Origin of the sequence: Brevundimonas sp., from assembly GCF_036676055.1 — a bacterium.
Lineage (GTDB): Bacteria > Pseudomonadota > Alphaproteobacteria > Caulobacterales > Caulobacteraceae > Brevundimonas.
In genome coordinates this window covers 61871-82135 of the sequence record NZ_JAKFDS010000017.1, presented here as the reverse complement: position 1 = coordinate 82135, position 20265 = coordinate 61871, and the positions used below count along the sequence as shown (strand labels likewise).

27 protein-coding genes and 1 tRNA gene are annotated in these 20265 nt (G+C 67.8%); 12 read left to right on the top strand and 16 right to left on the bottom strand.

The window, feature by feature from the left end:
* Positions 1-274 precede the first annotated feature (274 nt).
* The 5 genes from V6M45_RS03505 to V6M45_RS03485 all read left to right on the top strand — a co-directional run bounded on the left by V6M45_RS03505 (position 275) and on the right by V6M45_RS03485 (position 3938).
* Positions 275-1147, top strand: coding sequence for an AAA family ATPase (locus tag V6M45_RS03505; protein WP_332654033.1), 873 nt, complete (start codon positions 275-277; stop codon positions 1145-1147).
* A gap of 96 nt (positions 1148-1243) precedes the next feature.
* Positions 1244-2083, top strand: coding sequence for a methyltransferase type 11 (locus V6M45_RS03500; protein WP_332654031.1), 840 nt, complete (start codon positions 1244-1246; stop codon positions 2081-2083).
* A 119-nt stretch (positions 2084-2202) separates the two neighbouring features.
* Positions 2203-2796, top strand: a complete 594-nt coding sequence (locus V6M45_RS03495; protein WP_332654053.1) for an HD family hydrolase — start codon at positions 2203-2205, stop codon at positions 2794-2796.
* A gap of 2 nt (positions 2797-2798) precedes the next feature.
* Complete coding sequence (locus V6M45_RS03490) at positions 2799-3740, top strand: NUDIX hydrolase (RefSeq protein ID WP_332654029.1); 942 nt, start codon at positions 2799-2801, stop codon at positions 3738-3740.
* Between the two features lie 108 nt (positions 3741-3848).
* Positions 3849-3938: transfer RNA gene (locus V6M45_RS03485), tRNA-Ser, on the top strand.
* A gap of 86 nt (positions 3939-4024) precedes the next feature.
* Here the strand turns inward: V6M45_RS03485 and V6M45_RS03480 are convergent.
* The 8 genes from V6M45_RS03480 to V6M45_RS03445 form a co-directional block, all read right to left on the bottom strand.
* Positions 4025-4483, bottom strand: a complete 459-nt coding sequence (locus V6M45_RS03480) for a hypothetical protein (protein WP_332654027.1) — start codon at positions 4481-4483, stop codon at positions 4025-4027.
* Positions 4484-4754: 271 nt separating this feature from the next.
* Positions 4755-4955 carry an ammonium transporter family protein gene (locus V6M45_RS03475; protein ID WP_332654026.1) on the bottom strand — a complete coding sequence of 67 codons (201 nt, stop codon included), beginning with the start codon at positions 4953-4955 and terminating at the stop codon, positions 4755-4757.
* Positions 4956-4967: 12 nt separating this feature from the next.
* Positions 4968-5351, bottom strand: coding sequence for a copper resistance protein CopC (locus tag V6M45_RS03470; protein ID WP_332654024.1), 384 nt, complete (start codon positions 5349-5351; stop codon positions 4968-4970).
* Positions 5352-5368: 17 nt separating this feature from the next.
* The gene (locus V6M45_RS03465; RefSeq protein WP_332654022.1) at positions 5369-6568 is read right to left on the bottom strand and encodes a copper resistance protein B; all 1200 of its coding nucleotides are present in this window, start codon (positions 6566-6568) and stop codon (positions 5369-5371) included.
* Complete coding sequence (locus V6M45_RS03460) at positions 6565-8331, bottom strand: copper resistance system multicopper oxidase (protein WP_332654021.1); 1767 nt, start codon at positions 8329-8331, stop codon at positions 6565-6567. The genes V6M45_RS03465 and V6M45_RS03460 overlap by 4 nt, the downstream gene beginning before the upstream one ends.
* A gap of 149 nt (positions 8332-8480) precedes the next feature.
* Positions 8481-8963 carry an RNA polymerase sigma factor gene (locus V6M45_RS03455; protein WP_442880528.1) on the bottom strand — a complete coding sequence of 161 codons (483 nt, stop codon included), beginning with the start codon at positions 8961-8963 and terminating at the stop codon, positions 8481-8483.
* 76 nt (positions 8964-9039) lie between these two features.
* A complete protein-coding gene (locus V6M45_RS03450; RefSeq protein WP_332654020.1) occupies positions 9040-9480 on the bottom strand; it encodes a Spy/CpxP family protein refolding chaperone in 441 nt (146 codons plus the stop codon).
* A complete protein-coding gene (locus V6M45_RS03445) occupies positions 9477-9755 on the bottom strand; it encodes a hypothetical protein (protein WP_332654019.1) in 279 nt (92 codons plus the stop codon). Before V6M45_RS03445 ends, V6M45_RS03450 begins: the two co-directional genes overlap by 4 nt.
* Positions 9756-10039: 284 nt before the next feature.
* Between V6M45_RS03445 and V6M45_RS03440 the strand changes: the two genes are divergently transcribed.
* Positions 10040-10363 carry a DUF411 domain-containing protein gene (locus V6M45_RS03440; protein WP_332654018.1) on the top strand — a complete coding sequence of 108 codons (324 nt, stop codon included), beginning with the start codon at positions 10040-10042 and terminating at the stop codon, positions 10361-10363.
* Between the two features lie 50 nt (positions 10364-10413).
* Entirely contained in the window at positions 10414-10905 is a 492-nt protein-coding gene (locus V6M45_RS03435) for a YybH family protein (protein ID WP_332654016.1), read from the top strand.
* A gap of 14 nt (positions 10906-10919) precedes the next feature.
* On the opposite strand, the gene copD is transcribed toward V6M45_RS03435, so the two are convergent.
* The 3 genes from copD to V6M45_RS03420 form a co-directional block, all read right to left on the bottom strand.
* Positions 10920-11834, bottom strand: a complete 915-nt coding sequence (copD, locus tag V6M45_RS03430; protein ID WP_332654015.1) for a copper homeostasis membrane protein CopD — start codon at positions 11832-11834, stop codon at positions 10920-10922.
* A gap of 4 nt (positions 11835-11838) precedes the next feature.
* Complete coding sequence (gene copC, locus V6M45_RS03425; protein WP_332654014.1) at positions 11839-12201, bottom strand: copper homeostasis periplasmic binding protein CopC; 363 nt, start codon at positions 12199-12201, stop codon at positions 11839-11841.
* A 190-nt stretch (positions 12202-12391) separates the two neighbouring features.
* Entirely contained in the window at positions 12392-13981 is a 1590-nt protein-coding gene (locus tag V6M45_RS03420; RefSeq protein ID WP_332654013.1) for an FAD-dependent oxidoreductase, read from the bottom strand.
* 143 nt (positions 13982-14124) lie between these two features.
* Between V6M45_RS03420 and folE the strand changes: the two genes are divergently transcribed.
* The 5 genes from folE (at position 14125) to yczE (ending at position 17406) form a co-directional block, all read left to right on the top strand.
* Positions 14125-14757, top strand: coding sequence for a GTP cyclohydrolase I FolE (gene folE / locus V6M45_RS03415; protein WP_332654011.1), 633 nt, complete (start codon positions 14125-14127; stop codon positions 14755-14757).
* 60 nt (positions 14758-14817) lie between these two features.
* Complete coding sequence (locus V6M45_RS03410) at positions 14818-15543, top strand: RNA polymerase sigma factor (RefSeq protein WP_332654010.1); 726 nt, start codon at positions 14818-14820, stop codon at positions 15541-15543.
* A 51-nt stretch (positions 15544-15594) separates the two neighbouring features.
* Complete coding sequence (locus V6M45_RS03405; protein WP_332654009.1) at positions 15595-16113, top strand: DUF4142 domain-containing protein; 519 nt, start codon at positions 15595-15597, stop codon at positions 16111-16113.
* A 7-nt stretch (positions 16114-16120) separates the two neighbouring features.
* Positions 16121-16459: a cupredoxin domain-containing protein gene (locus tag V6M45_RS03400; RefSeq protein WP_332654008.1), complete on the top strand. Its 339-nt coding sequence runs from the start codon at positions 16121-16123 to the stop codon at positions 16457-16459.
* Between the two features lie 293 nt (positions 16460-16752).
* A complete protein-coding gene (yczE, locus tag V6M45_RS03395) occupies positions 16753-17406 on the top strand; it encodes a membrane protein YczE (RefSeq protein WP_332654007.1) in 654 nt (217 codons plus the stop codon).
* 505 nt (positions 17407-17911) lie between these two features.
* Here the strand turns inward: yczE and V6M45_RS03390 are convergent.
* The 5 genes from V6M45_RS03390 to V6M45_RS03370 are packed head-to-tail and all read right to left on the bottom strand — an operon-like array spanning position 17912 to position 20255.
* Positions 17912-18364 (bottom strand): chemotaxis protein CheE, encoded by a 453-nt coding sequence (locus V6M45_RS03390; protein ID WP_332654006.1) that lies wholly within the window; start codon positions 18362-18364, stop codon positions 17912-17914.
* Complete coding sequence (locus V6M45_RS03385) at positions 18361-18963, bottom strand: response regulator (protein WP_332654004.1); 603 nt, start codon at positions 18961-18963, stop codon at positions 18361-18363. The genes V6M45_RS03390 and V6M45_RS03385 overlap by 4 nt, the downstream gene beginning before the upstream one ends.
* Before the next feature lie 4 nt (positions 18964-18967).
* Positions 18968-19321: a hypothetical protein gene (locus V6M45_RS03380; protein ID WP_332654003.1), complete on the bottom strand. Its 354-nt coding sequence runs from the start codon at positions 19319-19321 to the stop codon at positions 18968-18970.
* Positions 19321-19860: a chemotaxis protein CheD gene (locus V6M45_RS03375; protein WP_332654001.1), complete on the bottom strand. Its 540-nt coding sequence runs from the start codon at positions 19858-19860 to the stop codon at positions 19321-19323. The genes V6M45_RS03380 and V6M45_RS03375 overlap by 1 nt, the downstream gene beginning before the upstream one ends.
* A gap of 5 nt (positions 19861-19865) precedes the next feature.
* Entirely contained in the window at positions 19866-20255 is a 390-nt protein-coding gene (locus V6M45_RS03370) for a response regulator (protein WP_332654000.1), read from the bottom strand.
* Positions 20256-20265: the final 10 nt, after the last annotated feature.

The window sequence follows — 20265 nt, the reverse complement described above, 5'->3', positions numbered from 1 at the left end:
TTCTGGTCGGGTGGGAAACGGCCTTCTGGCCGGAGAACCGGTTCTGGTTCGGGCGCGGCCAAGCAAGGATCGAGCCGGAACGAAATCATCCTAAATATTTGAATTTATTGACCACGCGAAGCGCCTCATGGGGCGACCCGGCAGAAAATGTTCAGTTTCCGCCGCCCGAGGCGCCCCTCGTTTCCGGGTCCCCGCCCACGCCTCGCGGAGACATGATCGTTGTTAACCCGGACCGGGTTCGCTAACCCGGTCGGCGTCACCATCGGAGCCGTCCATGACCCGCCAGAGCGACCGGTTCGAGGGCACCTCGAACTATATCGCCACCGACGACCTGAAGATCGCGGTCAACGCCGCCATCGCCCTCGAACGGCCGCTGCTGATCAAGGGCGAACCGGGGACCGGCAAGACCGTGCTCGCCTACGAGATCGCCCGCGCCCTCGACGCGCCGCTGATCACCTGGCACGTCAAGTCGACGACCAAGGCCCACAATGGCCTGTACGAGTACGACGCCGTCTCGCGCCTGCGCGACAGCCAGCTGGGCGAGGAACGCGTCCATGACGTGCGCAACTATCTGAAGCCCGGCAAACTGTGGGAGGCGTTCACCGCCCCGCGGCGTCCGGTGCTGCTGATCGACGAGATCGACAAGGCGGACATCGAATTCCCGAACGACCTGCTGCAGGAACTCGACCGGATGGAGTTCTTCGTCCACGAGACGGGCGAAACCATCCGCGCCGCCGTCCGGCCGGTCGTCGTCATCACCTCGAACAATGAGAAGGAGTTGCCGGACGCCTTCCTGCGCCGCTGCTTCTTCCACTACATCCGCTTCCCCGACGACGAGACGATGAAGGCGATCGTCGAGGTCCACTTCCCCGGCATCAAGCCGCGACTGGTCTCGGAGGCGCTGAAGACCTTCTACGAAATCCGGGACACCCCGGGGCTGAAGAAGAAGCCGTCGACGTCGGAATTGCTGGACTGGCTGAAACTGCTGCTGGTCGATGACATCGACCCCGCAACCCTGCGCGAGAAGACGCCCGGCAAGCTGATCCCCCCGCTGCACGGGGCGCTGTTGAAGAACGAACAGGACGTGCACCTGTTCGAACGGCTGGCCTTTCTTAACCGACGCGAGGGCGCCCGCCCCGGGATCTGAACACACCGGTGAACAGGTTTCGTCATCCCGATTACCGCGATTTCACTGGATTCCCGAGGCCCGGCGCGCAGGATGAAGGCGACAAGGACCCACACCATGCTCATGCGTCCCATGCTGATCCCCGTTCTTTGCGTTGCGGCCCTGACCGCGGCCTGCGACGGCGATTCGGTGCGTATCTCGTCGACGCAGACCGTCGACACCGACGCCAAGGGCGCGCTGAAGGTGGTCCAGACGCTGCAGTGCCCGCAGACGATGGGATCGCTGACCCGCAAGGGAGCGGCCACCGCCGAGGGCGCCGTTTGCACCTATGCCGGGCCGCGGGGAGCCGAGGTCAGCCTGCACCTCGTCAAGCTGGACGGCGTCTCGCCGGACCAGGCGCTGAAGGCGTTTGAAGACCGGCTGTCGGCGGCCATGCCCCAGGCGATCGCACAGCTCAGGACCCCCGCCAGCGAGAAGGCGGGGGCTGCTGAGGCGTCCGCCGACGCCACGTCGACCGCGGGCGACCGCGCCTCGGTCCGCGCACCCGGCGTCGACATCCAGGCGGAAGGCGACGACGCCTCGGTGCGCCTGCCGGGCCTCCACATCGAATCCAAGGGCGATGAGGCGAGCGTGCGCATCGGCGGCTTCCACATCGACGCGAACGACGGCGAGGGCCGGGTCGACATCAAGGGCTCCGAGGGCGGAGACAACGTCAGCGTCCAGGCCAACCAGGACGCCGCCGAGATCCGCACCAGCGCCGGCGGCGGAGCCACCCGCGCCAACTGGATCCTGACCGACAACCGGCCCTCCGAGGCCGGCTGGCGGCTGGTCGGCTACGAGGCGCGCGGGCCGGCTGGCGGCCCGATCGTCGTCGCCACCGTGCGCGCACGCGACCGCGATCGCGGCGGGGTGTTCGAGGACGCCAAGGATCTGGTCGCCCTGAACGTCGGGGAATAACCGCCGCCAGGGTTGATCGCGGCGGCGGGATGCGTCACCTGACCTGCCACCTGCAGGATACCGCCTTGGCCGTCACGTCCCGAACACCGTCGAACAAAGCTCCCCGCGCCTGGCAGCGTATGCTGTCGGGGCGGCGTCTGGACCTGCTCGATCCCTCGCCGTTCGACATCGAGGTCGAGGACATCGCCCATGGCCTCGCCCGGGTGGCGCGCTGGAACGGCCAGACCATCGGCGAGCACGCCTTCTCGGTGGCCCAGCACAGCTGCGTGGTCGAGGACATCGCCGCCCACATCCGGCCGGGGCTGGAGCCGAAATGGCGTCTGGCCGCCCTGCTCCACGACGCCTCGGAATACGTCATCGGCGACATGATCTCGCCGTTCAAGGCGGCGCTCGGCGTCAGCTACAAGGATTTCGAGGCCCGGCTCGAGCACGCCATCCACATCCGCTTCGGCCTGCCCGCGAAGACGCCCCTGGCGATCAAGAAGCTGATCAAGGAGGCCGACAAGGCCTGCGCCTTCTATGAGGCGACCCAGCTGGCCGGCTTCACGCGGCAGGAGGCGCTGGGCTTCTTCGGCAAGCCTCCGGCGGGATACGACCTGGTCATCGACCCCCTGCCCGCGCCGCTCGCCCAGCAGCGCTATCTGGAGCGCTACAGGGTGCTGGCCGAGGCGGTCGGCCTGGTGCCGGCGCCAGACGCCTGGCACACGGAATAGAGATGGGGCTTCCAGCCGAACAGGGGGTGCGGATCGGCCTGTCGGCGGTCGTCATCGCACTTCGCGACCGCAAGGCCTGCGTCCTGACCACCCCGGGCGACGACGGCGCGCTGGCCCTGCCCTTCGGGCCGTTCGATCCGGCGCGGGATCGCACCTTCGAACTGGCCCTGCGCGCCTTCGTGACCGCCCAGACCGGCTTCCGCCTCGGCTTCGTCGAGCAGCTCTACACCTTCGGCGACCTCGGCCGCGCCAGTCCCCGCGCCACGCCCGGACCCGAACGGCGGCGCGAGGTGTCGGTGGGCTATCTGGCCCTGACGGCCGACTCCGCGGACGCGCCGCTGGCCGAGGCGCGCTGGACGCCGGTGCTGGACATCTTTCCGTGGGAAGACCGCCGCGACGGCGCCGCCGCCTGCCTCGCGCCGCTGCTGGAGGGACTGGCGGCGTGGGCCATCGACGATCCTCGTCGTCAGGCCCGGGTCGACACCCTGTTCGCCCCGGCGCCTCCGCACCGCTGGAACGAGAGCCGGGTGCTTGAGCGCTATGAGCTTCTCTATGAGGCCGGCCTGGTGGCCGAGGCGGCTCGGGACCGTGATCGTCCCCCCCCGCCCAATGCGCCGGGGCGAGCCATGGCCTCGGACCACCGCCGCATCCTCGCCACAGGGCTGGGCCGGCTGCGCAGCAAGCTGAAATACCGGCCGGTGCTGTTCGACCTGATGCCGCCGACCTTCACCCTGTCCGAACTGCAGGCCGCCGCCGAGGCCGTCGCCGGGCTGTCGCTGCACAAGCAGAATTTCCGCCGCGGCGTCGAGCGCACGGGGCTGGTGCAGCCGACCGGCCGCCTGTCCGCAGCCACGGGCGGCCGCCCGGCGGAGCTGTTCCGCACCGTCGATGGCGATCTGTCCGCCGCCGACACGCTCGGCCTCCCGCTCCCCGCCCAGCGTTGACGAACCGTCGGCCGGCCAGGCCTTGAAATGATAGGCGCGGAAGGGCTTGCGGCCCGGCTCGCGCCCCATTAGAGAAGCCGCTCGCTCGACCAAGCGTACCGGCGCCGCGGAGAGGTGGCAGAGTGGTCGAATGTACCGCACTCGAAATGCGGCGTGCCTTTACGGGTACCGTGGGTTCGAATCCCACCCTCTCCGCCATTCGGCGTTTGTCGTTATAAATCAACTAACTAAAACCCCGGCCGAATGAGTTGTGTCGCAGTTTGTGTCGCACACCTGGGTCGCGATTATTTTGTGACCGCGAGGGCAATCGCACTGTGAACGGCCGCTGAGAACGCCGGATCAGCGTTCCTCGTCGCATGCCGGAGCGTCCGGATCACCTCGGCTTCGTTGGCTGTCACCAGTCGCCTCTTCAGGACCTCGACGAGGGGGGCGGGCACCCCGTCGTTCCGAAGCCTGGATTGCTTGAGCCACAAGGCAAAAAGCAAGACCAAGTCGACCTTTAGAAGTTCAGCGATCATCGGGAGACGTGCCAACGGCACCGCAGTCCTCCCGACCCTCCACATCGATACGACGTTCGACGCGAGGAACCCGAACTTGCTCGCCGCTTGGTCATTCGTGAGACCAGTCGCTCCCCAAAGTGCATCAAGAAACTCCGATAACGGCGAGGGCATGGCAGATTTGGAGTTTACGCGCGGAAGGCCAGCTTCTGACATAGTATCTCTCCTCTTGAACCATTCGTTCAAGAAGGATCAATACATTGACTATTTACTCCCTCTGTCGGCGTTGTTGACCACATATCGAGCAACAACGCGCTCAGCATGTCGTCTGCAATCGCTCTGAACCGGTGCTGGATGCGCAACTCCGCTGTTCCGGCCACATAGCGAGCGAACCGCACAAAACCACTCCAGCGACTCCCTGGAGGGTCACCCGTGCGCTGCGTGCGGCCCGCGGATATTGCACTCGCCGTATCCGGGCATTGGAGCGAACCTATCGGTGCGATCCTAAGCCGTTCTGTTAGTCTGAAGGTGTCTGGGGTGCTGGGGTCGGAGCAGGATCCGGCGCAGGCACCGGCTCGGCCTTCATCTTGTCACAGCAGGACATCGCGGCGTCTGCGGCCATATCCATGCAGCACTCACAGCCTTCGGCCGCTAGCGCGACACCGGCGGACATCGTGAGGGAGGCACCGGCGACGGCGAGCACGTTGGAAAGTTTCATCGTAGTTCTCCTCTAGTGAACCATGAAGCTGATGGAGCCGGACATCTTGTGGCCGTCGGTTCCTTCGGCGGTCCAGGCGGCAGCATAGGTTCCGGGGGAGAGGCGCGGCAACGCCACGCCGACAGTAGCGGCGGCAGGCGCAGCAGGCGCGGTCACTACGATGGGCGCCTGACCTTCGGTGGTCAGGGTCACGGTCTTGAGCACCATCGGGTGCGGGAAGGTCGCGGTGAACCGTTCGGGCGAACCTTGGGTCATGGCGCCGTTCGATGGGACGGTGGTGATGCTGGACTGGGGCGTCGCAGCCTGGGCCTGCGGGTGGTGGCCGGCATGCGGGTCTTGGGCGGCCGCTGTCCCGGCGAGTGCCAGTGCGGTGGTGAGGGCGAGGGTGCGGATCATGGGATAGACTCCTTCAACTAGAACCAGGCCTTGAGGCCGACGACGAAGCGGGTGTCTTGAGCCTCGCCGCCTCGGGCTTCGATGTAGTTGGCGGTGTCGCCGAAGGAGCGGCTCCATTCGACGCCGACATAGGGGGCGAACTCCTTGCGGAATTCGTAGCGCAACCGCAGACCTGCCTCGACCGAAGAAAGACCCGAGCCGATCTCCAGCTCGGGAGTATCGCTGGCGGAGGCGTCGATTTCGAGGCGGGGCTGAAGGATCAGGCGTTGGGTGATGCGCTGGTCGTATTCGGCCTCGACGCGCGCGGTCAGGTCGCCCTCCGTCGACAGGAAGGCGGCGGCGTCGACTTCCCACCAGTAGGGTGCGAGTCCCTGGAGGCCGAGGACCAGATGCGTCGGGTCCTCGCCGTCGGGACGGAAGTCCTGGCGCACTCCGGCCTGAACGTCCCAGAAGGGCGTCACGGCGCGGCTGTAGAGGGCCTGGAGCTCGGCTTCTTCGAGGCCGCCGTCGAAGTCGCTTTCGCCCTCGGACTTCCACCAGAAGCGATTGATGTCGCCGCCGGTCCAGCCCTGGAGGTCCCAGAGCCAGGTCTCGTCCTCGTCCCCGAAACCTGCCTCGAGGCGGTCGATAATCACCGCCGTGGTGCGGATGTCGCCATTCTCGCGGACCACGGTCTGTCGGGCGGCGGCCATCGCCTCGGCGCCGAAGACCAAGTCGGCGGCGTGGGCGGGGCCGCCCAGGGCGGCGGCCGGGAGCGGCTCCTCCGGAGGGCGGCCGGCGTTGTCGGCGCTGGTCGGAACATCGGGCGGACCCATGCTCATCGTCGACATGTCATGCCCCGCGTGGGGGTCGGCCTGGGCGGCACTCATGGCGGACATGTCGTGGCCCGCGTGCGGATCAGCCTGGGCCGCCGACGGCGTCGGCATGTCGTGGCCCGCATGGGGATCGACGGTCGCGGGCTGAGCCGACGCTTGGTGGCCTGCGTGCGGATCAGAGACGGGCGGCGTCTGCGGGGGGGGCGTGACGTGTCCGGCGTGGGGGTCTTGAGCCGCCGCCGGAGCCGGCGATTGATGTCCCGCATGGGGGGCGGGCGCCGGTGTCGCTTGCTGCGTCCGCGGCGGCGGCATCGTGTGGCCCGCGTGAGGGTCCTGGGCCTGGGCGCTGAAGGCGCTGGCGGCGAGGATCAGCGGCGCGAGGGCGACAGCGAGGCGGTTCATGACGCGGCTCCGTCCAGGGGCCGCACCGTCACGACGTTGAACATCCCGGCGTGCATGTGCATCAGCATGTGGCAGTGGAAGGCCCAGTCGCCGGGGGCGTCGGCGGTCAGGTCGAAGGTCACCTTGCCGCCGGGCGCGACGTTGACGGTGTGCTTCAGGGGCTGATGCCCGGCGGGGCCGCCGGTCACCAGTTCGAAGAAATGGCCGTGCAGGTGGATCGGGTGGGCCATCATGGTGTCGTTGACCAGGGTCACCCGCACCCGCTCGTTGCGCTCGAAGCGGATCGGCTCGACCAGTTCGCTGAATTTGCGGCCGTCGAAGCCCCACATGAAGCGCTCCATATTGCCGGTCAGGTGGATTTCCATGGTCCGCGACGGCGGCCGCTGGTCCTTGTTCGGCGCCAGCGAGACCAGGTCGGTGTAGACCAGCACCCGGTGCGGGACGTCCTCCAGCCCCAGCGGCCGTTCGCCCAGGCGATTGGCCGGGTCCATCGAGATCATGTCGACGCCGACGGCGACGGCCATGTCGGGCGGGGCGTTATCGGGATCGCGCATGTCCATGCCGCCGTGGTCCATTGCGGCTCCGTCCGCCGGCGCGGCGTGCCCCATGGCCGCGTGATCCATGCCGTCCATGCCGCCACCCCCTCCCATGCCCATGTCGCGCATGGTCAGGTTGGGAACCTCGCGGAGCGGCGGGACCTCGGCGGTCATGCCCAGGCGGGGAGCCAGGGTCGCCCGCCCCATGCCGGAGCGGTCGATGGCCTCCGAGACGATCGTGTAGGCGCGGTCCTCGGTCGGCCGGACGATGACGTCATAGGTCTCGGCCACCGAAATCTGGAATTCATCGGTCTCGACCGGGCGGACATTCTCGCCGTCGGCCTGGACCACCGTCATCGGCAGGCCGGGAATGCGGATGTTGAAGATCGACATGGCCGAGGCGTTGATGATGCGCAGCCGCACCCGCTCGCCCGGCCGGAACAGGCCGGTCCAGTTCTCCTCCGGACCGTGGCCGTTGATCAGGTAGGTGTAGGTCGAGCCGTTGACGTCGAGGATGTCGCGCGGGTCCATGCGCATGGCGCCCCACGTGCGGCGCTCCTCCAGGCTCATGCGGTCCTCACCCGAGATCAGGCCCGACAGGGTGGTGCGCTGGCGGTTGAAGTAGCCGGGGCTCTTCTTCAGCTTGTCGAGGATCTGGTGCGGATGCATGAAGCTCCAGTCCGACAGCACCAGCACATGTTCGCGGTCGTAGCCGACCGGATCGGCGCCAGCGGGATCTATGACGATGGGGCCGTAGTGGCCCATCGCCTCCTGCAGGTTGGAGTGGCTGTGATACCAGAAGGTGCCCGACTGCTTGATCGGGAACTCGTAAACGAAGGTCTCGCGGGGCTTGATGCCGGGGAAGCTGATGCCCGGCACGCCATCCATCTGGAACGGCACCAGCAGCCCGTGCCAGTGGATCGAGGTGTCCTCGTCCAGGGTGTTGGTCACCGACAGCCGCACGTTCTGGCCTTCGCGCAGGCGCAGCAGCGGGGCGGGCAGGACTCCGTTGATGGTCACCGCATGGCCGGTCCGGCCGCCCACGGTGAACGGCGAGTGGCCGACGGTCAGATCAATGTTCGGACCGGTCAGCGTCGGAAGATCAGCGCGCAGGCCGGGCGACCCTGACTGCGCCCAGGCGGGCAGCAGGCCCTGCAGGCCTAGCAGGCCGCCGCCGGCGGCGGCTCCGCGAAGGAGGGTTCGACGATCAAGGCGGGGGGTAGACATCGGCGAGAAGTTCCTTGGCCGGCTATTCAGCCGTTCGTTCAGATACGCATCCGGCCAGCGCACCCCTTGCGTCAGGTCGCCACAGCCGCCGGGATCGCGGCCTTGTGCACCTTCCCATCATGGCAAGGTCAGGCGTCATCGTCTGGAGTTCAGCCCAAGCGCTCCGCCAGCTGCTTGCGGGCACGGGCGATCCGGGTCTCGACGGCCTTGGGTGTGAGACGGAGGATGGAGGCGATCTCGGCGTGTGACCGTCCTTCGAGTGTGGCGAGCAGGAGCGGCGCCTTGAGGGCGTCCGGCAGGTCAAACAGCGCGCGCTGGAGCCTCTCGGCCTTGCGCTGATCGTCCAGTCGGGCCTCAGGCGTCGGGGCATCGTCCCCCACTGCCGTCGCCTCGGGCGCATCGAGGCCGATGACCCCGCGCACGACGCGGCGAACCGCGCGCCTGCGACTCCAGTCGCGGCACTTGTTCAGGGCGATCGAGCGCAGCCAGACATCGAACGGCCGCGCCGGATCATATCGCCGAATGGCCAGCCAAGCGGACGCATAGGCTTCCTGTAGCACGTCGTGCGCCTCCGCCCCGTCGCCCACATAGCGGCGCACGAACCGATAGAGATCGGCCTTGGTGGCGCCCATCAGAACGGTGAAGGCGGCCCTGTCTCCGGCCGCCGCACGGACCTCTATGCCTTCCTCCGCCCCCACAGTGCCGCGCTTAGCCGGCGTCAGCGCGCAGGGCGTCGACAACCGCGGCGTCGAACACCTCGGCCTGGGCCGGGGTCAATGCGGATCGCATCTCGAACACATGGGTGATCGTCGCCTTCTGGAGATCGCCCATGGCCGCGTGGAAATGATCGACCGCCGCCTGGACCTGGGGGGTGTCGCCGTCGCTGGCGGCGATGGCGGCGGCCAGTTCGCGATTGGCGGCGCGGACCTCGGCCTCAAGCGCCGGACGACGAGCCGCGAAGCGGGCTTCGATGACAGCCAGCTGGTGATCTTGCTCCGCGCTCAGATCGAGCTTCTCATGGACGATGCTGTGCAGGCTGGGTGGCTGCCGCTCCCGCATTACCCAGGTGGCGCTCGCCCAGGTCGCCGCACCGCTGGCCAGCGCCGCCAGGACCGCGGTGACGACGATGGACTTCCAGGTGGTGCTCATCCCCGGCTGTCCAGACCGCTGAGGGGCGACAGACCTGCCGTCACGGTGAACACCCGCATCTCTGACGGTTCAGGGCGCGGATACAGCAGCATGAAACCGCCATTCGCGACCCCGACGACCAGCGCAAGAGCAACGGCTGCAACCCGGACCTGTCCCACGCGGGTTCGGTCGCGGCGTTCACCGACTCGAGCCCAGACCTTTTCCTCAAGGCCGACGAGTTGGGCCTCGCCATCGTATGCGTTGCCGTCGATCAGTAGGTCAGTGTCATCCAGCATTGCGCACCTGCCTCACGCCCCATTTGTCATACGCAGCCTTTCGCCATAGCCCTCATGAGGGGGCGAAGGCCATCTAACGTATAGAAGCATGACGTCGGCATGAGCCGCGCCCCGGAGGGAGACGCACCGGATGCGATCGCAACTGAACCGCCATCTGTTGCTCGGCGCAGGCTTCTTCTTGAGCGTAGGCGGGACCGCCTGCGCCCAGACCGCGCCCCCGCGAAACCTGGCGGTCTTCAAGACAGACTCCGACCTGTCCATGCTGCGACGGGTGGATCGCCCACATGCGCCAAGCGCGCTTCATCCCGACCATCACCGTTGTTCCCGATCTCCAGACGATCCGCAGCAGTCGTGGATTGCCCGACGCGCTGGCCTCCTGTCACACCGGGTTGATCGGCGGCTACCTGGTCGAGGGGCATGTGCCAGCCCAGGACGTCATCCGCCTGCTGGCCGAGCGACCGACGGCGGTCGGTCTTGCGGTGCCGGCGATGCCGCTGCGCTCACCGGGGATGGAAACACCGCAGGGGCACAAGCAGCCCTATGACACCTTGCTGGTGCTCCGGTCTGGGGCAACCCGCGTGTTCGCTCGCCACAACCAGGCGGCCTGACGAAGATCCCGTGAAGTCCCTTCATATGACCCCATAACCCGGAGCCCAGCATGTCCCACAACGCCCTTGCCCTCGCCCTGTCGATCGCCGTCTTCTCGGCGACGCCAGCCTTCGCCCAAGACCACGTCCACGGCCATGACCACGCTGCAGGTTCGGTCGCCGCCGAAGCAACGGACGCGGCCATGGCTGTGGACGCCTTCCACGCCGCGCTCAAGGCGGGCGACACGGCCGCCGCGCTAACGTTCCTGGCGCCGGACGTCATGATCTTCGAAGAGGGCGGCGCCGAACGATCGCGGGACGAATATGCCTCTTATCATCTGCGTTCCGACGCCGCCTTCGCCGCTGCGTCTGAAGCGACGGTGGCGCGCAGATCGGGCTGGGCCGACGGCGACATCGCGTGGATCACCAGCGAAGGCCGCACCACCGGCCAGTTCAACGGCCGCGCCATTGATCGCCTAACGACGGAGACAATGGTCCTCAAGCGGCATGCTGACGGCTGGCGCATCCATCACATCCACTGGTCGTCGCGCGCGCCCAGCTAGGCGCGTTCATTACGTCACATTGCCGACGGTGGGGCGAGCGTGCCCATGATCGCGACGACGGCTATCAGCATGGCTCCGATCAGCGTCTCCGCGACGACGCTGCGTCGAAGCCGCTGGAGCGCGTGTCGAGGATCTCCCCCACCCGCCAGCACCGAGCCCAACGCCGGCGTTAGGCGGAAACGGTTTCCTGCCGCGAGGACCAGCATCAGCGCGAACAACACGAGTTTGGCGATCAGGAGCTGGCCATAGAGGCTGGTTCCCAGACCAGCTACGCGCGCGGGTCCGATCATGAACCAGCTATTCCCCAAGCCACTCAGGACCAGGAGCACGACGGCCAGGGTCCCCAAGCCCGCAAAGCCGCGAAGGGCGCGATGGATGGCCGGGTCATCCGGGGCTGTTCGACGCAGCAAGAGCATCGTCAAGGCCGCGAGAGCGCCCAGCCACAGCGCGGCGGAGACTGCGTGGATGATGGCGGCGGTCAGATGCCACAGCCCACCCGGCCCCTCCGTCGCGGCCCCATGACCGGTCCAGGCGAAACTGGCCGATACGATGACACCAAGCGTCGCCAGCACGGTCCAAAGCACCCGGCCCGGCTGGAGGGCGACGATCGCGACAAGTGCAAGCCCGGCGACGATGGCCCGGGCTACCAAGGCCATGCCGAGGGCCATGCCCGTGACCATGAAGGATAGCGACGAGGGCTTGAGAGCTTCGCTCAGCGACCCCGCCATCACCGCCGTCTGGGCCACCAGGGCGGCGAGGGAGCCCAGCGCGACGACGATCGCGGCGACGATCAATGTGGGGCGAGCCCAGACGAGGTTCGGGCCGTCGCCTCCCTTGAAGCTGTAGAGCAGGAACAACGGCACGCCGAGAAGGACGACGGCGCCGCTGTATTGAAGCCAGCGAAGCGCGATGACCGCGACTTCGAGCATGCGGTCAGCGCACCGTGAAGGTGTATGTGCCCGTCATACGGTGGCCGTCGCTTGATGCGATGCGCCAGTCCACGCGGTAAGCGCCGGCGGCCAGCGCGCGGGCCAAAGTCCCCGTCAGGGTCTTGCCATCTTCCGTGACCGAAGTCTCGATCGCGACCTTCTCGCCCGCCGCATTGATGACGTCGAAGCCCGAAAAGGCGGGAACCGTGCGGTCGCTAAAGGTGAGGCTGAGCGTCCGGGTTGAAGCCACAGTCGCGTTGGGCGCCGGTGTCGCGCTGACCAGCCGAGCGTGGGCAGCCGCGGGTCCAGCGGCGAACGCAACGACTGCCGCGACGGCGATGAAGGGCGCGGGGTTGAAGTGACGCATACTGGGTCTCCAGACGTTTGGCCGATCCCGGCCTTCTGCTTCTTTACGCGCGGCGCGGGCGCTTCCCTCACGAAGGGTGCGCGCGACCGACGGCATCATGAGCCAAAAGGTGGCTTCTCACCACGAAGACCAACCTCTGGCAGGCTACACCGATCTACCCCGACTTCGCCGGTGACGTGCTGATTCCCCGTCAGGCGGAGGGCGCCGGAGAAGCTTCGCTTTGAGCGAGCCAAGCGCAGCCGTGTTGTGGGTCTGAGCGATCGGAGCGGCTCAATTCGGTAGCGAGCCTCAGGCTTTCGACATCGCGGCCCAGAGTGGCGGCTGCAACGAGACCACCATCGATTTCGAACCGAACCGTAGCGTCAGCATCCGCCACGGACCCGTCGATGTGAAGCGCGTCCCAGCGCTCGGCATGGCCTACATAGCGGATCGACTGGCCGTATTGTTGGGTCCAGAAGAACGGCGGCTCCGACAGTTCGGCAGCATCCCCCAGCATGGACAGGGCCGCGACCTGGCCTTGACGCTGGGCGGCGACCCAGTGCTCGATCCTCGTCAGAGCGCCGGATATGGGGTCCGGATAGCAGGCGATGTCGCCGGCCGCCCAGATTCCCGGTGTGCTGGTGCGCAGGGCGCGATCGACAATCACGCCACCATCAACCGCCAGGCCGGCGTCCAGAGCCAGTTGCAGCCGCGGCCGGACGCCCACGCCAAGGACGACCAGATCAGCGGCGATCCGCTGACCATCGGCCAGAATCACCGCTCCGTCCTCGAAGGCCTCTGCTGTCTGCCCGAGATGAAAACGGACGCCGTTGGCCTCATGCAGATTGCGCAGGAAAACGCCGATCTCGGGCCCCATGACTTTCTCCAGAGGCACCGCCTCCGGGCCGATCACCGCCACCGGGATTCCACGCCCGCGCAGGCTGGCGGCGACCTCGAGGCCGATGAAACTCGCTCCGATGACAGCCACCCCGCGAACGCCAGAGAGCGCGGCGATCAAGGCGCGGGCGTCAGCCAAGGAGCGCAGCACATGGACCTGCGGCCCATCGAAACCCTTGCCCTTGAGCCGGATCGGCTCGGCCCCCGTCGCCAGCAGAAGGGCGTCATAGCCGAACCGTTCCCCCGTGCTCGAAACCACCGTCCGCCCGGCCACATCGAGCTTCGTCACCTCCACGCCAAGCCTCAGGTCGATGGCGTGGTGGGCGTAGAAGGCGTCGGGCTTCAGCGGAATCCACTCCTCCGGCGCGGTTCCGGCCAGATAGTCCTTTGACAGATTGGGCCGGTCGCAGGGCGCTGCGGCATCGGCGCTGAGCATGGTCAGGCTCCCCGCGAAGCCTCGCCGGCGCAGCATCTCCGCGGCGGCGAACCCGGCCGCGCCGCCGCCGACGATGACGATGCTCCCGGGATGGGACGGCGCATCCGCATGGCGGGTCGGCGCCGGGGCCATGCGTTCGCGGACGAAGACGCGGTCGCCATCGATCTCCACCCGCCACCGGTCGAGGGCGGCGAAGGCGGGAGCGGCGAGCGCGTCGCCGCTGCGCAGATCGAAACAGGCATGGTGCCAAGGGCAGAGCACCGTGTCGCCCACGACAAGACCTTCGCCGAGCGGCCCGCCATAATGCGTGCAGGCGCCGGAGACTGCGAACACACCGTCGGCGCGACGCATCAGCAGAACCGGTTCGCCGCCGACATGGCCAGACCGGGCGCCCGTCGCGGGCAGGTCGGCCAGCGGCAGTCCTGAAGCGAAGTCGGGCCCCGATTGCTGGGTTTGTGTGCCGCCCATGGCGTCATCCTCCTGTTGCCGGCGATCCTTGTCGTCTTCTGGTTGGATGAGGGAAGCGCCCGAACGTTCCCGGCCACAAGCCCCGGGAACCCTGCGCGTCCCATCGCATCAAAGGAGCGACGCAGACACCAGGATGACCCCGCATGCTCGCACTCAGCCCGACCGCCGCCGAAACGTCCGAAGCTCCGGCCGAACCGACCTGCTCGCCGTACCTGCGGCCCACCCGGTCCGAGGCTGAGGCGGCGGTTCGGACCCTGATCGGCTGGGCCGGGGACGACCCGCGCCGCGAGGGGCTTCGCGCCACGCCGGACCGGGTTGTACGCGCCTATGAGGAATGGTTCGCGGGTTACGACCAGGACCCGACCGGCATCCTTGAGCGGACCTTCGGCGAAGTGGCCGGCTACAACGAAATGGTGCTGTTGCGGGACATCCCGGTCGAGTCGGTGTGCGAGCATCATATGGCGGCGATCCGGGGGGTGGCTCATGTGGCCTACCTGCCGCGCGAACGGGTCGTGGGGATCTCCAAACTGGCCCGGCTGGTCGACGCCTATGCACGACGGCTGCAGATCCAGGAGCGGCTGACCGCGGAGATCGCCGACGAACTGGAGCGGACGCTGCGGCCTCGCGGCGTGGCGGTGGTCATCGAGGCGACGCATGAATGCATGTCGTCGCGCGGGGTGCGAAAGCATGGCGCCATGCTGATGACCCGGCGCTTCACCGGAGTATTTGAGTCCGGCCAGGGACGCCGCGAGGTCCTCGCCGCGCTCGCCGGCTGACAGCGGGAACCTTGCCTCGGCCGCCGCATCCAACCACAATTGAACCAGCCGGAGGACGCCATGCGGATCCTGAAACGCGCCGATCACGACGGCATGGACGAGGCCGAGCTGGTGCGCCTGGCCCAGGCGGGCGACGGCGACGCCTTCCGGGTCATCATGCAGCGCGCCAACCAGCGTCTGTTCCGCGTGGCGCGCGGCGTGGTCCGCGACGACGGCGAGGCCGAGGATGTCCTGCAAGAGTCCTACGCCCGGGCGTTTGCGGCTATCGGGGGCTTTCGGAGCGAAGCCGGCGTCATGACCTGGCTGACGCGCATCGTGCTCAACGAAGCACGCGGACGGCTTCGGCGGCGGCGTCCAATGGTCCCGCTGGACCACATCGAAAAGGCGCAGACGGAAGGCGCTCAGGTGATTCCATTTCCTCACGCAATGAGCAGCTCCAGTCCCGAGGCGGACGCGGCGCGGACCCAGATTCGCGGCCTGATCGAGCACGCCGTCGATGACTTGCCGGAAGCCTTCCGGATCGTGTTCATCATGCGCGACATCGAGGAATGCAGCATCGAAGAGACGGCGGCCAACCTCCATCTGAAGCCCGAGACGGTGAAGACCCGGCTTCATCGGGCCCGGCGGATGCTGCGCACGGCGCTGGACGCCAAGCTGGCCACCACCATGGTCGAGGCCTTTCCCTTCATGGGCACCCGCTGCAACCGGATCACCAACGCCGTCCTGGCCCGGCTGGCGGCCGAAGGCCGTCTGGTCGAGTGGTCGGGAACCTCTACGCCGGTGTGACATCCAATCGGAAGCGGCCGGATCCCCGGCCGGCTTTCAAGGAATCACGCCATGTTCAGAACCCTCATCGCCGCCGGAGCCCTGGCTTTGGCCCCGATCGCAGCCGCGGCCCATGACGCAGGCCCCAGCGATGCGCAGATCGCCCACATCGCCTATACCGCCGGTCAGCTGGATGTCGCCGCGGCGCAGCAGGCGCTCAAGAAGTCGACCAATCCGGAGGTCCGCGCCTTCGCCGAACTGATGGCGCGCGACCACGCGGCGGTGAACGACCAGGCCGTCGCGCTGGTCACCCGCCTGGGGGTGTCGCCGGAGGCCAATCCGACCAGCACAGCCTTGACCGAAGCCGCCGCGGCGACGCACGCCCGGCTGGAGACGCTGGAGGGAGCGGCGTTCGATGCCGCCTACGTCGCCAACGAGGTCGCCTTCCACCGCACCGTCAACACGGCGCTGGCCGGAACCCTGATCCCGCACGCCGACAACGCCGAGCTGAAAGCGCTTCTGGAGACCGGCCTGAGCCTGTTCCAGTCGCATCAGGCTCATGCCGAACACCTCGCGTCTTCGGTCCGGTAGGCCCGTCGTGGAAACCGCCGAGTTCACCCGCCGCGCTGCTTTACTGACTGTTGCGGCCTCGGCCGCCGCCTGCGCCCTCCCCGCAGCGGCCCGGGCGAGAACCCACACCATCGTCATGGAGAAGATGAGGTTCGGGCCCTCCCCGACCGGTCTGCGGGTCGGCGACACGATCGTCTGGGTCAACCGCGATCTGTTCCGGCACACGGCCACGGCGCGCAACCGGTCCTTCGATGTGGATCTGGCCCCCCGCGCCAGCGGGCGAACTATCCTGCGGACCCCGGGGACGGTCGACTACATCTGCCGGTTTCATCCCGGCATGACCGGCCGCCTTATCGTCGCCACCTGACAGCCGGGCCTCTTCGGGAACTTTCACCAATCCAACGGATGGACCGCTGGTCAACAGAACCGAAATGGCTTGATCGAAATTCCCGGTGACGCGCGACGGCAAACGAACCGATTTTTTCGCACAGCCAAGGAGGGCATTCTGGCCGCTCCAGGGGGCCCTTCAGGCGGGTTGCCCTGGAGCGGGCGTCCGGGAACAGAATACAGGATAGACCGCGTCAAGGACCCTCGACGAACACCGGGATCGGGTCACCTCCCTGAGGCCCAATCGGGCTTGACGGCCGGGCTCACAGCTCAGTGAAAATAAACCTTCAATTCCAGATGCCGGACGGCAGACATCTTGCGCGCCTTGTTCGGCTGTACGTCGGACTTGTTCTCTTCGGCGTTTCGACGGCGCTCATGGTCCGATCCCGGCTCGGCCTTACGGCGTGGACGGTTCTTCATGAAGGCCTGGCCCGCCGGACGGGCTTGAGCATCGGGTTGGTTACCGGCCTGCTCGGCGCCCTGGTGCTTTTGGTCTGGATCCCGCTCAGACAAAGGCCGGGGCTGGGGACGATCAGCAACGTCATCGTAATCGGCGCCGCGACGGACTGCGCGCTGGCGCTCGTTCCCGAGACCAACGCCCTGCCAGGGCGCACCGCACTACTGTTCAGCGGTATCGCGTTGAGCGGGTTCGCGACCTCCGCCTACCTCTCGGCCGGCTACGGCCCGGGGCCTCGGGACGGCCTGACTACCGGACTGGTCAAGGTTACAGGTCTCTCGATCCGGCGCGCCAGGCTCGCGGTGGAACTGGTCGTCCTTGGAAGCGGCTGGATCCTGGGGGGGACGGTCGGCGTTGGAACTGTCCTGCACGCCCTCGCAATCGGCCCCCTGATGCAGGCAGGCCTCGCGACCTTCGCGCGAAAGGACTGCAACGACGCCAACCGACCCAACCCTGACTGTGGGGCGTGACGCCCGGCAGCAATTGTCCGGAAGGCCCTCGCTAACGAGGTCCAAGGCTTGCGGTCTGCTTCCGGCGCTCGAAGGGTCGACGCGTTTGTACATCTGGTGGCGCTCATCGTTCAGAGGGGATGGCTTGCTATCGCCCGACTGTCGTGCCGGAGGGCTGACTACCAGTCGCTGTCGGATCAGCAGGCGCCCCGGCAGCACTGCAAAGATTGTTCGGCGACTTCGCGCCCGAACCGCTCGGCTGAGCGCCCTGCCCGAGGGCGGACGTCCCCAACCGCCGCTTTGAGTCAGACCGGGGCATTCGGCGGCTGATCGGCGCGCTGCCCGAGACCGGACGTCGCCAACCGCCGCCTTGAGTCATCAGCGGACCTCCGTGAGTGGCCGTTACGAGCCCGCCGCTCGCCAGAAGCGGCTCCTCGCCTCACCTGTTCTCGTGTCGTTCGCGAAGGCTTGAGCGCGGTACCTCGAGGCAGAGCGCATCCGTCCGGTGGCGATGGGCCCATGGCCTTCAACCCGGCCGCGTCCGGTTCTGCAAACGCTGCCGCACCGCGACCAGGCCGTCGAGGAGCAACCGCGACTCGTCCGTGTCCCGGCATTCGCTGTTCAGAATCCGCCGGATCGCGCGCACATGCACTTCGATGGACGGCCAGTCCCAGACGCCGGCGCCCGGATCGCTGATCTCGCAGAGGCTGAAGATCGCCGGGTGAAGGGGCCCGGTCTCGAAGAAGCCCGAGAGATCCAGCAGGGCCGCGGCCTGTTCGTAGATATCCGGCCGCCGTTGCGCCGCGCAGGCCGCCTCCAGCCGGGTCAGGATCACGGCGAGCGCCTGCATCGCCGCGTCCCGGTGGCTGGACAGGGCGCGGTCCGCCGCCGCAAGGGCCTCGTCGGCCGAACGGCCGCCCGGCGCCGACATCTTGCGCGCAAGGTTGGTCTTGTACCGGAAGGTCTTGGCCTCGGTCATAGGGCGACTCTGCGGGGCTTGATGAGGGTGTCGATCGAGGCCTGGTCCATGTTGGCCTCGACCGCTGCGCCGACGTGGGCCGAGAGGTCGCCGGCCCGGCGGCCCGGAACTCCCAGCGGGGGACCGAAATTCCGCACGCGTCGATCCGGGCCGACATAGGACTCCGACTTGACGAACTCGCGTTCGTCGCTGGCGAGCCAGAGGATGCGCTGCAGCAGGACGCCCGGCGTGATCGGCTTGGCGACGACGAAGCTGGCGCCGCAGTCGCGGCTCTTGTGCACATTGGACGGCGCGGCGTGGCCGGTGAGCATGATCACCGGGGTCAGGCAGGTCGGCTGGGAGGTCTCGCGGCGCAGCCAGCGGATGAAGTCATAGCCGTCCATCTGGGGCATGGCGCAATCGACCAGGATCAGATCGACCATCCGGCGCTTGAGGATCCCGCTGGCCTCCAGCGCGGACCCGCAGCGGATCTGCTCGCGCACGCCGAAGCCCTGCACCACCGAACTGAGGATATCCAGCGCCTGCGGGTTGTCGTCGATCAGGAGGACAGACGCGTGCTCCAGATTGACGCGGGTGGAGGAACGGGGCGAACGGCTCATCGGATCAGTCGAACAGCGTGAGGTCGCCCGCGGCGACCCGGGGCGCGGCCTCTCCCGCGTCCCGGGCCAGAATCGCGCGCCGCAGCAGGCCGGCGACGTCAGCGAGCGGGATCGCATCCACGACGGCCTCGACCGGGCGACCTTCGGCGAGGGATTCCGTGAGCTGGCGCAGGGCGTGCATCCGCTGGCCAAGAGAGTCGACGTCCTGGGCGCGTGTAAGGACGGCCGCGCGATCCGCCGGGGCGACCAGCCGGGCGTGAGCCATCACCAAATCCTCAAGACCCTGCACGGTCCGGGTCATGCCCGCCAGTTCCCGGGACAGGGCCGACAGCAGGGCGGCGGTCTGCGAAGGCGTCATCAGAACAGCTCCAGTGCGCCGGCGTCCACGACGGGCGGGGGCTGGCGGAAGGCCGGCGTCGCAGCCATCGCGTCCGCGACCGGTCGCTGCATCGCGCGCCCGGAGACCGGCCAGTACTGGATGCGCCGTCCGCCGAGGCCTCTCAGGCTTCCCCCGACATGGGCGATGCCCTCGTCGCGCAGAAAGCGCTCGGCGAAGGCAGCGTTGGCCTGGCCCACGTCCCGGAGGGCGTCGAACATCCGCCCTCCTCCGAACAGCTTGGCCTCAAGTCGTTCCCGCCGCCCGCCCGCCTTCAGACAATCATTGACGAGAACCTCCATGGCGTAGGCGCCGTAGCGGCGGGCGGCGCCGGCGCCGTCCCCCTCGCCCTCCGGCAGGAGGAAGTGGTTCATTCCACCAATGCCGGCGACCGGATCGCGCAGGCACATGGCGACGCAACTGCCCAGGATGGTGGTCAGCAGCACCGACGGGTCGTCGGTGACCAGATGCTCGCCCTGGCCGACATTGATCCTGCGGTGAGGCGCTGCAGCGACAGCCATTCGCGTCACGCGAGGGGGCCGAAGACGCCTTCAAGCTTGTCCTTGAGCTGGGCGACGGTGAAGGGCTTCACGAGGTAGTTGTTGACACCGAACTGCACCGCGCGCTGCACCAGCTCGCGGTCGGCCCGGCCCGTCAGCATGATGAAGGCGGAGCCCGCCGTCGGCGGATGCGCGCGCACGGCCCGGAGCAGTCCGAGACCATCCAGCTTCGGCATGTTGAAGTCGGAGATCACCAGATGCGCCGGCCGGACAATCATTTCGCGCAGGCCGGCCTCGCCGTCCGCGGCCTCACGGAACTCGCGGAAGCCGATCTGCTGGAGGCTGGTGCGGATCAGGGAGCGCATCGACTGCTGGTCGTCGACGATCAGGGTGTGGATGGCGGACGCGGCGGGCATGACTGGAACC